This window comes from Chitinimonas sp. (assembly GCF_041904975.1).
In the GTDB taxonomy this organism is placed as follows: domain Bacteria; phylum Pseudomonadota; class Gammaproteobacteria; order Burkholderiales; family Chitinimonadaceae; genus Chitinimonas.
In genome coordinates, this window is the sequence record NZ_JAYRLZ010000018.1 from 1 (window position 1) to 14,679 (window position 14,679).

General features: G+C 61.9%; 13 protein-coding genes. 4 read left to right on the forward strand and 9 right to left on the reverse strand.

Annotation, left to right across the window (positions count from 1 at the left end; all coding sequences use genetic code 11):
- On the forward strand, window positions 1–2,565 hold a 2,565-nt coding region (locus tag ACE3OH_RS03235; protein WP_374348324.1), incomplete at its 5' end, for a DUF4118 domain-containing protein.
- Between the two features lie 35 nt (window positions 2,566–2,600).
- Window positions 2,601–3,302: a response regulator gene (locus ACE3OH_RS03240; protein WP_374348327.1), complete on the forward strand. Its 702-nt coding sequence runs from the start codon at window positions 2,601–2,603 to the stop codon at window positions 3,300–3,302.
- Window positions 3,303–3,695: 393 nt separating this feature from the next.
- On the opposite strand, the gene ACE3OH_RS03245 is transcribed toward ACE3OH_RS03240, so the two are convergent.
- The 9 genes from ACE3OH_RS03245 to ACE3OH_RS03285 all read right to left on the reverse strand — a co-directional run bounded on the left by ACE3OH_RS03245 (window position 3,696) and on the right by ACE3OH_RS03285 (window position 12,326).
- Complete coding sequence (locus ACE3OH_RS03245; protein ID WP_374348329.1) at window positions 3,696–4,190, reverse strand: hypothetical protein; 495 nt, start codon at window positions 4,188–4,190, stop codon at window positions 3,696–3,698.
- 7 nt (window positions 4,191–4,197) lie between these two features.
- Entirely contained in the window at window positions 4,198–6,957 is a 2,760-nt protein-coding gene (gene ppc, locus ACE3OH_RS03250) for a phosphoenolpyruvate carboxylase (protein WP_374348332.1), read from the reverse strand.
- Window positions 6,958–7,050: 93 nt separating this feature from the next.
- Window positions 7,051–8,568, reverse strand: a complete 1,518-nt coding sequence (gene ubiB, locus ACE3OH_RS03255; RefSeq protein WP_374348334.1) for a ubiquinone biosynthesis regulatory protein kinase UbiB — start codon at window positions 8,566–8,568, stop codon at window positions 7,051–7,053.
- A gap of 64 nt (window positions 8,569–8,632) precedes the next feature.
- Entirely contained in the window at window positions 8,633–9,037 is a 405-nt protein-coding gene (locus tag ACE3OH_RS03260) for an NUDIX hydrolase (protein ID WP_374348336.1), read from the reverse strand.
- 92 nt (window positions 9,038–9,129) lie between these two features.
- Window positions 9,130–9,840 (reverse strand): alanyl-tRNA editing protein, encoded by a 711-nt coding sequence (locus ACE3OH_RS03265; protein ID WP_374348338.1) that lies wholly within the window; start codon window positions 9,838–9,840, stop codon window positions 9,130–9,132.
- Between the two features lie 79 nt (window positions 9,841–9,919).
- Window positions 9,920–10,486: an SCP2 domain-containing protein gene (locus ACE3OH_RS03270; RefSeq protein ID WP_374348392.1), complete on the reverse strand. Its 567-nt coding sequence runs from the start codon at window positions 10,484–10,486 to the stop codon at window positions 9,920–9,922.
- On the reverse strand, window positions 10,486–11,106 hold the full coding sequence (locus ACE3OH_RS03275) for an NYN domain-containing protein (protein ID WP_374348341.1): 621 nt from the start codon (window positions 11,104–11,106) through the stop codon (window positions 10,486–10,488). Before ACE3OH_RS03275 ends, ACE3OH_RS03270 begins: the two co-directional genes overlap by 1 nt.
- 93 nt (window positions 11,107–11,199) lie before the next feature.
- Complete coding sequence (gene ubiE, locus ACE3OH_RS03280; protein WP_374348344.1) at window positions 11,200–11,940, reverse strand: bifunctional demethylmenaquinone methyltransferase/2-methoxy-6-polyprenyl-1,4-benzoquinol methylase UbiE; 741 nt, start codon at window positions 11,938–11,940, stop codon at window positions 11,200–11,202.
- The gene (locus ACE3OH_RS03285; RefSeq protein ID WP_374348346.1) at window positions 11,937–12,326 is read right to left on the reverse strand and encodes a gamma-butyrobetaine hydroxylase-like domain-containing protein; all 390 of its coding nucleotides are present in this window, start codon (window positions 12,324–12,326) and stop codon (window positions 11,937–11,939) included. Before ACE3OH_RS03285 ends, ubiE begins: the two co-directional genes overlap by 4 nt.
- Window positions 12,327–12,496: 170 nt before the next feature.
- Here ACE3OH_RS03285 and phoB point away from each other — a divergent pair, with 170 nt between their 5' ends.
- A complete protein-coding gene (phoB, locus tag ACE3OH_RS03290; protein ID WP_374348348.1) occupies window positions 12,497–13,183 on the forward strand; it encodes a phosphate regulon transcriptional regulator PhoB in 687 nt (228 codons plus the stop codon).
- 113 nt (window positions 13,184–13,296) lie between these two features.
- A complete protein-coding gene (gene phoR / locus ACE3OH_RS03295; protein ID WP_374348351.1) occupies window positions 13,297–14,610 on the forward strand; it encodes a phosphate regulon sensor histidine kinase PhoR in 1,314 nt (437 codons plus the stop codon).
- The last annotated feature ends 69 nt before the right edge of the window (window positions 14,611–14,679 follow it).

Consider the following 14,679-nt stretch of genomic DNA (forward strand, 5'->3'; position numbering starts at 1 on the left):
GGCAAGACCTACGCCATGCTGCAGGCGGCACGGCAAAAACAGGCGGACGGCATTGCGGTGGTGATCGGCGCGGTGGAAACCCATGGCCGGGTTGAAACCGCTGCCCTGCTCGATGGCCTGACCATACTGCCCTCGCGCAAGATTCACTACCGCGACCGCCTGTTGGCCGAGTTCGATCTGGATGCGGCACTGGCCTTGAGGCCGCCGTTGATCATTGTCGATGAGCTGGCCCATAGCAATGTGGAAGGCAGCCGCCACCAGAAGCGCTGGCAGGATGTAGAAGAACTGCTGGCCGCCGGCATTGATGTCTACACTGCCCTGAATGTGCAGCATCTCGACAGCCTGAACGATGTGGTCGGCTCGATTACCGGCATACGGGTGCGCGAAACGGTGCCGGATCGCTTATTTGATGCGGCATCCGATGTCACCCTGGTGGATTTGCCGCCGGACGAGCTGCTGCTGCGCCTGGCGCAAGGCAAGGTTTATCTGGCCGATGCGGCCGAGCGCGCTGCCAAGCACTTTTTTCGCAAGGGCAATCTGATTGCCCTGCGCGAACTGGCCCTGCGGCGCACGGCCGACCGGGTGGATGCGCAGATGCGTGCCTACCGTGCCGACCGGGCGATTGCCAATGTGTGGCAGGCCAAGGAGCGGCTGATGGTGTGCATCGGCCCGGGCCACAGTGGCGAAAAGCTGGTTCGCGCTGCCAGCCGGCTGGCGGCCAAGCTGCAGGCGGACTGGATCGCGGTATATGTGGAGACGCCGGCGCTGCAGCGGGTATCGGCCGCCGGCCGCGCCCGGGTGCTGGAGGCGCTGCGGCTGGCCGAATCATTGGGCGCGGAAACCGCCACCCTGGCCGGCTCGGATGCCGCCGACACGCTCGCCGCCTATGCCCGAAGCCGCAATGCCAGCAAATTGGTGGTCGGCCATCGGCTCAAGGCCGGCTGGCGCCGCAAGTTGCTGCCGGGCTTGGCCGACCGTTTGGCCGAGCGGGCGGCGGAGCTGGACCTGTATCTGGTCGGCATCGATGACACGGTGCGGCCGACGCTTGAAGCGCCCGGCCCGCGCCTGCCGATAGTCTGGCGCGGTTATGTGGCAGCGGCGGCGGCGGTCGCCATCACCACCGCGCTGGCGGCGGCCTTGCTGTCGGTGTTCGAGCTGGCCAATGTGATCATGGTGTTCCTGCTGGCGGTGGTACTGATCGCCATCCGTTACGGTCGTGGACCCGGCGCCATGGCGGCAGGCCTCGCGGTGTTCTGCTTCGACTTTTTCTTTGTGCCGCCGCGCTTTTCGCTGACGGTCAACGATACCCAGTACTTCTTTACCTTCGCCATGATGCTGGCGGTGGCGCTGGTGATCGGCCAGCTGGCGGCGCGCCTGCGTTTCGAGGCGCAAGTGGCACAGCAGCGCGAACGCCGCGCCTCCGAGCTGGCCGGCCTCGCCCAGCAATTGTCGGGGGCCTTGACGATCGAGCAGATCATCACCGTGGCGGTTGACCGTATCGACGCCATTTTCCAGGCCAAATCAGCCGTCTTGATGCCGGACAGCCATGAGCGGGTGCGCGAACCGCATGAATCACCCGATACCGCCACCCTGGCCGCCATCGACCTCGATGTGGCGCAATGGGTGTATGACCAGCAGCAGCCGGCAGGGCAAGGCAGCAACACCCTGCCCTCGGCCGCTGCCCGCTATCTGCCGCTGAAGGCGCCGATGCGCACCCGTGGTGTGCTGGCCATCCTGCCGCGCAGTACCGAGCTATTCAGCATGCCGGAAGATATGCGCCTGCTCGATACCTGTGTAGCGCAAATTGCCCTGGCGCTGGAGCGGGTGCATTTCGTGGAAGTGGCGCAGGATGCCCTGCTCAGCATGGAGGGTGAGCGCTTACGCAATGACCTGTTAGCCGCGGTTTCGCACGACTTGCGCACCCCCTTGACCACCGTGGTCGGCTTTGCCGACACCCTGGCCCGCGATGACCTGCCGTCCGAGGTGCGGCGCGAGCTGGCGCTGACGCTGCGCGACAAGGCGCGCAGCATTGCCGAGCTGGTCGGCAAGCTGCTCGATATGGCGCGCTTGCAATCGGGCGCGGTGAAACTGCGCCGCCACTGGCAGTCGCTTGAAGAAGTGGCAGGCTCGGCCTTGCGGCAATTGCGCGAGGCGCTGCTAGCGCATGTGGTGCGCAGCCAGTTGCCGGCCGATCTGCCCTTGTGCGAATTCGACCCGGTGCTGCTGGAGCGGGTATTGGTCAATCTGCTCGACAATGCCGCCAAATACACGCCAGCCGGCAGCGAAATCATCATTTCAGCCCGCAGTGACGATGCGTGGCTGATAGTCACCGTGGAGGACAACGGCCCCGGCCTGCCAGCCGGTCGTGAAGAGAAACTGTTTGGCAAATTCGAGCGCGGCGATAATGAGTCGGTCCAGCCCGGTGTCGGCCTGGGCCTTGCCATCAGCCGCGCCATTATTGAGGCACATGGCGGACGTATTCACGCCGAGAACCGACCGGAAGGCGGCGCCCGCTTCATATTCAGCCTGCCGCTTGGCAGCCCGCCCACCCTCGCCGAAGAATGATGGCCGCGGTAACTCCGACCTGGATTGCATACCCTATGACCCTTAGTGCCCGCGTCCTGCTGGTTGAAGACGACCCTCATATCCGCCGCTTTGTGCGCGCCTCGCTGGAAGCCGAAGGGCTGACCGTGTTCGAAGCAGAAACGGTCAATCGTGGCCTGATCGAGGCCGGCACCCGCCAGCCCGAGCTATTCATCATCGACCTGGGCCTGCCCGACCGCGATGGCCGCGAACTGATCGCCGAGCTGCGCGGCTGGACTGCGGCACCGATCATGGTGCTGTCGGCGCGCGATTCGGAAGAGGAAAAGGTACGGGTGCTCGATGCCGGCGCCGATGACTATCTGGTCAAACCATTCGGCGTGCCGGAACTGCTGGCACGCGTGCGCGCCCAGCTGCGGCGCAGCGCCGTGCTGGCCGGCAACAGCCACAGCGCGGTATTGCGCTTTGGCAATGTCACCGTCGATCTGACCCGGCGCGAAGTCAGCCGTGATGATCAGCCGGTGCACCTGACGCCTACCGAATACCGACTGCTGACCACCCTGATCAAGGGCCACGGCAAGGTGCTGCCCCACCACCAGCTACTGGCCGAGGTGTGGGGACCGAATGCGGTCGAGCGCGATCACTATCTGCGCATTTATATGGGGAATTTGCGCCAGAAACTGGAAGACGACCCATCGCAGCCGCGCCATCTGCTGACCGAATTGGGGGTGGGGTATCGATTAATGGGGCTCACCCAATAGGGCCGACTTTTGCGTAGCGGCCCCCGGGGACGATGAACAAGCAGATGATCACAGCGCCTGGGTAGGTGGCATCCAGCTGATTTCATCGCAAAGCGCGCTACACCGATCGGCACCTGATTGCAGGCGTACAAGCTCCCGACTGACGCGACCAAAGGATCTGCACAGGCAACCCTTCATGAGTCGGCGTGAGGGGTTATCGTTTTTTGGGTGCAGAGAATGTACAGCCCCCCGGATTCCGCCTGCGGCTGCATCCAGGCTACGCGGCGAGGTCGGAATTCACGGGGTGGCCTTGGGCCATTCCGACAACTGCACTCAATTCGTGTGCACAGTCGTACCTGGCTGTCGGAACAAGTTCCGACCTACGATGCTGCCGCGCGTTTTCATTGGTGATTGCTACGGCCGATTCCCGAGATTCCAGCGCGCGCAATACCACTTGGTCTGGCCATCGCTGGTCGGCGCCAGCACGCTGAGGGTGTCGTTGATATAGCGGGTGCCGTCGGCCGCCTGGATAGGCTTGAAGCTGGTGCGCAGGCGCGCTTCGATGGCTGGGCGCGCTTGCTCGATCGGCTGGCTGATCAGCGCGCCTATCATCAAGGCACGGCCGTCGCCGATATTGATGAACAGCTCGGTTGCGCTCACCCCGCCGAGCTGGGCGCCCTGGGCCGACCACCAGCGCGCCTCGCCCCAGTCGCGCAGCGGTTTTTGCAGTGCCTTGTCAAAGTAGGCCTGCCAGTAGGCGGTGCTCCATTCCGAGCGACACAGCAGGGCGTTTTCCACCTTGTCGCTGAAGTCGATCGGCAGGGCTTGGGCGGGCGGCGATAGCGCGGCAGCCAGTACGGCCGCCGTGCCCCATATCCGACCAGCACGCCAGCGGCTTGGCGTGACCAAGCCTTGTTCAGCCGCTATTGCGCAAGCCGGCGGCAATGCCGTTGATGGTAAGGTGAATCGCATACAGCACGTCCTCACTCTCTTCGCCGTCGCGAAAGCGGCGGATCAGGTCGGCCTGCAGGTGGTTGAGCGGGTCCAGATAGGGCAGGCGGTTTTTCAGGCTGCGCGCCAGCAAAGGGTTGTCGCCCAGCAGCTCCTTATGGCCGGTAATGGCCAGTACCGCGTCGATCGAGCGGCGCCATTCCGCCTTGATGCGGCTGAAGATACGCTGCGACACGCCGGCATCCTTGACCAGGGCGGCATAGCGACCAGCGATATGGATATCGCTTTTGGCCAGCACCATTTCCATATTGCTGATCATGGTGCGGAAAAACGGCCAGTCGTTGTACAGGGTGGCCAGCTCGTCGATGGCGGCGTCGCCGTGCGCCTTGCGGTGCAATTCGATGGCGGTACCAAAACCATACCAGCCCGGCAGCATCAGGCGGCTTTGTGCCCAGCTGAATACCCAGGGAATGGCGCGCAGATCGGCAATGCTATTGCTGGCTTTGCGCGCCGAAGGGCGGCTGCCGATATTGAGTTTGGCGATTTCCGAGATCGGCGTCGCTTCGCGGAAATAGCTGATGAATTCCGGCGTGGCATACACCAGATCGCGATATTCGCGGTAGGCAAGGCCAGACAGGTCTTCCAACAAGGCATGGCGCTGCGGCGTGTCGCCTTCCACCACTCTGGCATCAGGAAAGCTGGCGCTGAGGGTGGCGGCTACCAGGGTTTCCAGATTGCGGCGGCCCACTTCCGGGTCGGCATATTTGGCGGCAATGATTTCGCCCTGCTCGGTAATGCGGATTTGCCCAGCTACCGAGCCTGCCGGCTGTGCCAGGATCGCCTCATAGCTCGGGCCGCCACCGCGCCCGACCGAACCACCACGGCCGTGGAACAGCCGCAGCCGCACCCCGGCCGCTGCGAACACCTCCACCAGCTTCACCTCGGCCTTGTATAGCTCCCAGTTGCTGGTGAGGTAACCGCCATCCTTATTGCTGTCAGAATAGCCGAGCATGATCTCCTGCACCTGCTCGCGCTCGGCCAGCAGGCGCATCCACTGCGGCAGGGCAAACAGCTCGCGCACGATGGCGTCGCAACTGCGCAGGTCAGGAATGGTTTCGAACAGCGGGATGATATTGATCAAGGCGCGCGGCTTCGGGGCCAGGGCGATCAGGCCGACTTCCTTCAGCAAGACCGCTACCTCCAGCAAATCGGACACGCTTTGCGCATTGGAGATGATGTAGTTGGGCAGGGCGGCCGCGCCATAGCGCGCCTGCACTTCGGCAGCGGTGCGGGCGATGGCCAGCTCCTTGGCGGTCTCCTCGCTATAGCTGGCCAGCGGTGTGGTCAATAGCCGCGCATTGCCCAGCTCGCGCAGCAGCACCTTTTGCCGGGCACCTTCATCCAGCGCCAGATAGTCCTCCAGCCCGGCGCAGGCAAACAGCTCCGCCACCACCCGCTCATGAATGCCGCTGTGCTGGCGCATATCGAGCGGCGCCAGATGAAAACCGAATACTTCCACTGCCCGCAGCAGGCGGCGCAGCCGGCCACTGGCCAGAATCGCCGAGCCGTGGCCGGCCAGCGAGTCGGCAATGGTGCGCAGGTCGGCTGCCAGGGCAGCGGCATCGGGGTAGGCTTCTACCCCTTCAAACGGCAGGATATCGCCACGGAATTTGCCGAGCTTGTGGGCGCTGGCAAGAATGCGCTGGCGGATGGCGGCCATCGCCTGCCGGTACGGTTCCTCCGCCCGGCTGGTCGGCTGGTCGGGCGAAGCAGCGGCGATGGCCAGCACCGCGTCGGCCACTGGCACCAGGCGCGATGACAGGCTCAGCTCGTCTTCCAGCTTGGTCGCTTCGGCAAAGTAAAAATCAAACGCTACCGCCGCCTGGCGCGCCACTGCATGCAGGGTGACTTCCGGAGTGACAAAAGGGTTGCCGTCGCGGTCGCCACCGATCCAGCAGCCGATATGCATAAAGGTCGGCAGCTCGACGGCTTCGCCGGTCAGGGCGCTGAGCCGGTCTTCCAGCTCGATATAGATACGCGGCAGCTGCTTGAGAAAGGTGGAGCGGAAATAGCTGAGGCCATTTTCGATCTCATCGCGCACTGAGAGCTTGAAGGCGCGGATTTCGCGGGTTTGCCACAGGGTCAGCACCACCCGCTTCAGCGCCAGCTCGTTTTCTTCCAGCTCGTCGGGCGTTAGTGCCTGGCGGTCGCGCATGCTCAGGGTGCGCGCCAGCGTGCGTTCGCAGTCGAGCAAGGTCTTGCGCTGCACCTCGGTCGGGTGGGCAGTGAGCACCGGCGCGATCAGGGTGGCCGCCACCAGATTCTTGATCGCCTCCGGCGCGATACCGCGGGCAGTCAGCTCGTCCAGCGCATGTACCAGCGAGCCGCGCTGCGGCTTGCTGCCCTGGATGCGGTGATAGCGTCGGCGCCGATTGTGATGCAGGTCTTCGGCGATATTCGACAGATGCGAGAAATAACTGAACGCCCGCGCCAGCGCTACCGTGTTGTCGTGGCTCATGGTGGCCAGGGTCTGCGCCAGCGCCTCGGCGGCCTGGCTATCGGCCTCCCAGACAAAGCGCACCGCCAATTCGCGAATTTCCTCAATGCGCTTGAGCGTCTCCTCGCCCGCTTCGGCGCGGATGGTGTCGGCCAGCAGGCGGGCCAGCAGATTGAGGTCCTGCTCCAGCGGCAGGTCTTTGGCAGCAGCGTTGTCGTACAGGGCCATGGCGTTCTCGCAGGGTATTGAGTCGTGCAGTACAAGGCTCAGCGTAGCGGAGCGCGCGCGCGTAGGGAACTGTAGTAATACTACATAGCCACTTCAACGCAACATCAGGGCCAACACCACCAATAGTGCCGCCAGCAGGCCGGCGATGGTGGCCAGCCATTCATTGCGCTGTTGCTGCAGGGCCAGCTGCTTCTCGGCCTGCTCGCGGGCCTGGCCATGGTCGACATCGGCCAGTTGCTTCAAGGCGCGCGGCAGGGCTGGCAGGGTTTCGGCCCAGTACGGCGCCTCGGCTTTGACATGGCGCACCAGGGCGCGCCAGCCGATCTGCTCGTGCATCCAGCGCTGCAGATAGGGCATGGCGGTGGCCCACAGATCCAGCTCGGGGTCGAGCTGGCGCCCCAGGCCTTCGACATTCAGCAAGGTTTTTTGCAGCAGCACCAGCTGCGGCTGGATTTCCACCTTGAAGCGGCGCGAGGTTTCGAACAGGCGCAGCAGAATCTGCCCCAGCGAAATCTCGCTGATCGGCTTGCCGAAGATCGGCTCGCACACGGTGCGGATGGCGGCTTCCAGCTCCTCTACCCGCGTGTCTTTCGGCACCCAGCCTGATTCGATATGGGCGCTGGCCACCCGCTTGTAGTCGCGATTGAAAAACGCCAGGAAGTTGATCGCCAGATAGCGCTTGTCGTAGTCGGACAGACTGCCGACGATGCCGAAATCCAGCGCGATATAGCGGTTATCGGCCGCCACGAAAATATTGCCCGGATGCATATCGGCATGGAAAAAGCCGTCGCGGAACACTTGGGTAAAGAAGATTTCCACGCCGAATCGGCCGAGCTTTTTCAGGTCGATGCCGGCGGCGCGCAGCGTGTCGATATGCGAAATCGGCGTGCCATCCATCCATTCCAGCACCATTACTTCGCGGCGGGTGTAGTCCCAGTGCACTTCCGGCACGATCAGCATCGGGCTGCCGGCAAAATTGCGGCGCAATTGGCTGGCATTGGCCGCTTCGCGCTGCAGATCGAGCTCGTCGTGCAGATAGCGGTCGAATTCAGCCACCACCTCGCGCGGCTTGAGGCGCTTGCCATCGCTGAACAGTTTTTCCACCAGCAGGGCCAGCACGCTCAGCAAGGCGAGGTCGGATTCGATGGTAGCAAGGATATTCGGCCGCAACACCTTTACCGCCACCTTGCGCCCATCGGCCAGCACGGCACGATGCACCTGCGCCACCGAGGCCGAGGCCACCGGCTGTGCATCGAATTCACGGAACAGAAGATGCGGCGACTGACCCAGTGCCTGCTCGATCATCGCCTCGGCAATGCGCGAATCGAACGGTTTGACCCGGTCCTGCAGCTTGGCCAGCTCATCGGCCAGATCAAGCGGCAACAGATCGCGCCGGGTGGACAGCACTTGTCCGAACTTGACGAAGATCGGCCCGAGGCGCTCCAGCGCCAGACGCAGGCGTACTGCACGCGGCTGATCGAGGCGGCGCCAGAACAGGATGACCTTTACCAGCGCTTCCAGCCCGCGCACCCGCTCGTGACCAAGAATGAACTCATCGAGGCCGAAGGCAAAGATAACGCGGAGGATTTTCAGCAGGCGGAAGAGGAACATGGCGTACTACTTAGGAATTCCTGGCAATTTCAACCACATTGCAAGCGCGTGGATGAGGTAGTACTTAAAAGGCTGCGCTGCGCACCAGCCCTGAATAGGCAAGGCATTCTTCAACGCGACGCCGCTGCACGGCAGATAGTTCATCCAACGGAACATAGCGCCAGGCGCTGTGCTCATCGCTCAATACAATGCGGCTAGAGTCCGCCAAATAAGCGCGAAAGATAAAAGCCTGCGAACCAACGGCGCTATGGTAATACACGCCTGTCAGCGGGCCTATTTCCACCTCGCAACCCAACTCTTCACCGCATTCACGCGCCACAGCCTGATGGATTGTTTCGCCCGGTTCGAGCGCGCCACCGGGTAGTCCCCAGCTTAGCTTGCCGTAACTGGCTTTCAGTAACAGCACTTCGTTATCGGTATTGCAGATAACGGCGTGCGCACTCAATCGAAAAGTGTCATCAAAAGCCATAACGGTCAGGCCCCCAGATGCTCGCAAGTCCCTCGCCGGAGAAAACCTTACGAACGTATAAACAGCCGATGCACCCTGTGCGCTTTTTCCGTCTATTCGGCAAAACTGATGATCACTCGCTTATTGAGCTTGCCCTCGCTGCGAATCTTTTGCACCTGCAATGGCCCGACTTCGCTGGTATTGCGCACATGGGTGCCGCCACAAGGCTGCAGATCGACCGAGGCCACTTCTACTAGCCGGACCGAGCCGGCACCGCGCGGTGGCGATACCGACATGGTCTTGATCAACTCCGGCTGAGCATCCAGCTCAGCATCGCTGATCGCGCCGATCTGCACCGGGTGACCGGCGTTGACCAATGCATTGAGCTTGGCCTCGATAGCGTCTTTATCCAGTGCTTCCATCTCGATGGCGAAGTCGGCACGCGCCTTGTCGGATGCGATCTGCCCGCCGGTCACCGGGGCAGCCACCACCGCACACAACAAGTGCAGCGCGGTGTGGTAGCGCATATGCACATAGCGGCGCGCCCAGTCGATTTCTGCGCTTACCGTCTCGCCAGGCGCTGGCGGTACGCTTCCGGCCGCCAGTACATGCACGATCTCACCCGGCGCCTCGCCTTTTACCGTGTTGGTTACGTCAACCGTGCTGCCATCCATGCGGCGCAAGTAGCCACTATCGCCAGGCTGCCCACCACCGGTCGGGTAGAACACCGTACGGTCCAGCACCACACCTTGCTCGGTTACGGCAATCACCGTGGCGGTGCACGATTTCAGATAGGCATCGTCGCGAAATAGCGTTTCAGTCATGAGTTCGCCGTATAGACAGAAAATGCATTCAATTGCCGCAGTACGCAGCTACTTGTGCGGCAACACTGGCGCGCACGCGCTAGCTTTGCTGTGGTTCCAGACGATCCAGCCGCTTTTGCATGCGCGCCACATCATCGCGCAGCGTGTCGACCTCGGCGCTGAACCAGGCCACGGCTTGCTGGGTAGCCAGCAGCGGTACTTCGTCCTGCAAAAACTCTACCGTGGTTTCCGCCAGATTGCGGGCAATGACGCGCGGGTCGCCAATCAGGCTGCGCGCCGTTTCAGCGAGGCGGTGGGCGGGAATATCGCCGATCAGGCGCGCCAGATCATGCTCGGCATCCCAATCAAGCGCTTGCAATACCCGCGCCAGATCAGCCGCCAGCGCGGCATCGCCGTCAAGCCGCACTTCGCGCGCAGCAGCCGCATCGCCCAGCGCTAGCCGTGGCAATAGCCAGGGGGCGATGGTGATGCTGGCCGCCGGGCTCTCCTTGCTGCTTTCCAGCAAACCATCTGCCCCTACCGTAAAGCCGAGGCGCAGCGGCGGTACCGCGATCTGCGCGCTACGGCCGGCATGGTGCGCCAGCGTGTCACGCAAATCGGCACGCTGCGCCAGCAGATGATTGAGCAGGGCCAGGCGGATCACCATCACACCGGCTGTTCGTCGCCATAGCGATCGGCGTTTTCGCGCCAGCGATCAACAAAGCGCAGGCGGCTCTTCACCGGCTCCGAGTCCACCTCGATGATACGGCGCGCATAGGGGCGCAACACGTCGGCAATGCTGCCGAGCGAGCCGACCAGGTAAAGATCGACATTCTCGTATTCGACCAGGTTCTGCACCGGCTCATGGAAATCGCCATCACCGGCGAACAGCACCAGATTGTTCCATTTGCGCTTATGGAAGGAGCGGGTCATGTGATAGACCAGACCGACATCCACCGCCTTTTGCGTGGTGATCTCGTAATTGATATGCGGCTGCTCGGGATGGATCACCGGCCCGCCACCGAGATGGTTCGGCCAGTACAGCTGCTTGCGCTGCACCCAGTAGTTTTTCACCCGCAAGCCCGGCCCCTTCGGATAAGGGAAGGACAGGGCATTATGCAGCTTGGACGCCATCGCCTGATTGTCGTCGGCATTGAAGAAATAGCCTTCATCCACCGTATCGCCGAGCATTTCTTCAACCAGCTTGCGCAATTCCAGGTAATTGATCTTTTCGCGGCCAAATGCCTTATAGGCGTAGGCGCCATCAATAAACAGTCCAATAGACATTGTCGATTCTTTCTAAATTTCTATGCTTTGAATACCTTAAACAGCCGGAATATCCGGCCATCAATTCACCGCCAGGCGGCAATTGAGCTTTTCCTACAACTTGAATCCCTTATGCAGTGCCACCACCCCGGCTGTCAGATTGAAATAATCCACCTTGGCAAAACCGACATCGCGCATCATCTGCGCCAGGGTTTCCTGGTCCGGATGCATGCGGATCGATTCGGCCAGGTATTGGTAACTGGCGGCATCCTTGGCCACCAATTCGCCCATTTTGGGCAACAATTTGAATGAATACACATCATAGGCCGGCGCCAGCGGCTTCCACACCTTGGAGAACTCCAGCACCAGCAGGCGCCCGCCCGGCTTGAGCACCCGGTACATCTCGGCCAGCGCGCCATCCTTGTCGGTCATATTGCGCAGACCGAAAGCGACGGTGACGCAATCGAAATAGTCGCCAGGAAACGGCAGTTTCTCGGCATCGCATTGCGCCACCGGATTGATAAAACCTTTATCGAGCAGGCGATCGCGGCCCACGGTCAGCATCGAGCTATTGATATCGGTCAGCCAAACCTGGCCGGACTTGCCGACGCGCTTGAGAAACGCCAAGGATAAATCGCCGGTACCGCCGGCAATATCGAGCACCCTGCCGCCTTCGCGCACGCCGCTCTGGCCGATGGCGAAGGCCTTCCACACCCGGTGCAGGCCAGCCGACATCAGGTCGTTCATCACATCGTATTTTTGTGCAACCGAATGGAATACTTCCGCCACCTTTTGCGCTTTTTGCGACTCGGCGACGGTGGAAAAACCGAAATGGGTAGTATTTTCGTCAGTCAAGATTTGCTCACTTCAATGTCTCGCGCCAGACCAAGTGCGGCCAATCTATGCAGATAGTCCTGCCATAGCGCCGCCTGGTCCCTGCCCAATGAATACAATAAATCCCAGCCATACAGACCGCTGTCGTGGCCGTCATCGAATACCAGTTTGACCGCATAGTGCCCAACCGGCTCGATAGCTACGATATTGACCCGGCTTTTGCCGGCCACCGTCTGCATCGGCCCGCCACCATGGCCGCGCACCTCGGCCGAAGGGCTGTATACCCGCAGGTATTCGCACGGCAGCTCAAAGCGCGCGCCATCGTCAAATGCCACACACAACAGGCGGCTGGCCTGGTGCAGGGTGATGTCAACGGGATGGGGCGTGTCGCTAGCAAGACCAGCCATGATAGTCATTGGCAAAATTTACAAAAAGTTCCGCATGATACCGCGACTGAAGCGAGATCGCCCGCCAGTTCCGCGCTGTTGCGCCGACGCCGCGCCCGACTTGTAATATTTCAGTCATGATAACTACTTAAGCTCGCAACAAATTTTTAGCCGCAGTTGTCGGGAAACCCATGCCAGCAAACATTCTGCTCGTTGAAGACGAGCCCGCCATCCAGGAATTGATTGCCTTCAATCTGCAGCAGGCCGGCCATCATGTATTGCGTGCCGATTCAGCCGAAGCCGGCATGAATCTGGTGAAAAGCGCCCTGCCCGACCTGATCTTGCTCGACTGGATGTTGCCAGGCATGAGCGGTATCGAATTTGCCAAGAAGATTCGTGGCGACGAGCGTACCCGCCAGGTGCCGGTGATCATGCTGACCGCCCGCTCGGAAGAGTCGGACAAGATCACCGGCCTCGATACCGGTGCCGATGACTACATCACCAAGCCGTTCAGCCCGCGCGAATTGCAGGCGCGCATCAAGGCAGTGCTGCGCCGCCGTGCGCCGCAGATGACCGATGATCTGGTGGAGGTGAAAGGCCTGAAGCTGGACCCGGCCACTCACCGCGTTTCGGGTAACGACCAGCCGATTGATCTGGGCCCCACCGAATTCCGCCTGCTGCATTTCTTCATGACCCACCCCGAGCGCGTGCATTCGCGCGCCCAGCTGCTCGACCATGTGTGGGGCGACCATGTGTTCGTGGAAGAGCGCACGGTGGATGTGCATATCCGCCGCCTGCGCTCGGCGCTGGAGGCGACCAGCCATGATGCGCTGATCCAGACCGTGCGCGGCACCGGCTACCGGCTTTCTGCCCTGTAACACTGCGGCAATTGCGCCGGGTGACGATACACTCTCACCCGGCAGCGCTGGCAGCGGTTCTACGCCGGCGGCCCCATCGAGCCGGCTTACCTTTATATTGAAATTGGATTCCCATGTTCTGGTGGCGCTCTGCCGCAATCCTGGCCGCTTGTGCCTTGCTGGCCCTGCCGGTCTACCCGATTCTTGGCGCCACGGCAGCCTGCCTTGTCTATGGCATCGGCGCCACGTCGGTGCTGTGGTTTCATCTGTTCAACCTGAACCGGCTGGCACGCTGGATGGCCGAACCGGCCATAGACAAGCTACCGGAAAGCATAGGCAGCTGGGACGCGATTTTCGGCGGCCTGTACCGGATGGTGCGCACCCAGAGCAAGAGCCAGCGCCTGCTGTCGCTGACGCTTGATCGCTTTGTCGCCGCTGGCGAAGCCATGCCGGAAGGCGTAGTGGTGCTGGATGAAAACGACCGCATCGAATGGTGTAATCCCAAGGCGATGCAGCACCTTGGGCTCGATCGCAAGAAAGACCTGGGCCAGCATATTGCCTACCTGGTGCGCCAACCAACCTTCCAGCACTACCTGGCGGTGCAGGACTACAGCCATCCGGTGATCCTGCGCAATCTGCGCGATATCGACCTGACCTTGTCGGTGCAGCTGGTGCCGTTCGACACCACCCGCAAAATGCTGCTGACGCGCGACATCACCCAGCTGGAGCGGGTGCAGACCGTGCATCGCGACTTTGTCGCCAATGTATCGCATGAATTGCGCACCCCGCTGACCGTGGTGGGCGGCTTTATCGAGACCTTGATCGATATTCCCGATATGGACGCCGCCACCCGTGAATCGCAGCTGCGCCTGATGCATGACCAGACAAGGCGCATGGGCCGGCTGGTAGAGGACTTGCTGACCCTGTCGCGCCTGGAAAACGGCGGCGAGCTGCGCGAAGACCGGGTGAATGCAGTGGCACTGGCCCATGTGCTGGCCAGCGAGGCGGAGGGTCTGTCGCAAGGCAAGCACAAGGTCAGCCTGCAGATCAGCAGCGAAGCCGGCCTGCGTGGCAATTACGATGAATTGCACAGCGCCTTTGGCAATCTGGTCAGCAATGCGGTGCGCTACACGCCTGAAGGCGGTGAATTGCGCATCAAATGGCGGCAGGAGGGCGATATCGGCGTATTTGCGGTGGAGGACACCGGCATCGGCGTGGAACCACAGCATATTCCGCGCCTTACCGAGCGCTTTTACCGGGTAGATCGCGGTCGCTCGCGCTCTACCGGCGGCACCGGCCTCGGTCTTGCCATCGTCAAGCATATTGCCCAGCGCCACCAGGCCAAGCTGGAAGTAAAGAGCGTACCGGGCCAGGGCAGCTGCTTCTGCATCCGTTTCCCGGCCAACCGCCTGCTGGAGCCGGGCGAGCTGAGCAGCAGCAACAAGTAGCCCGCACCCGGGCAGCCCCCGGCGCGACAGCAGGATTGACGGGCGCGGCAACTTGCCGCTCTGCGCCGC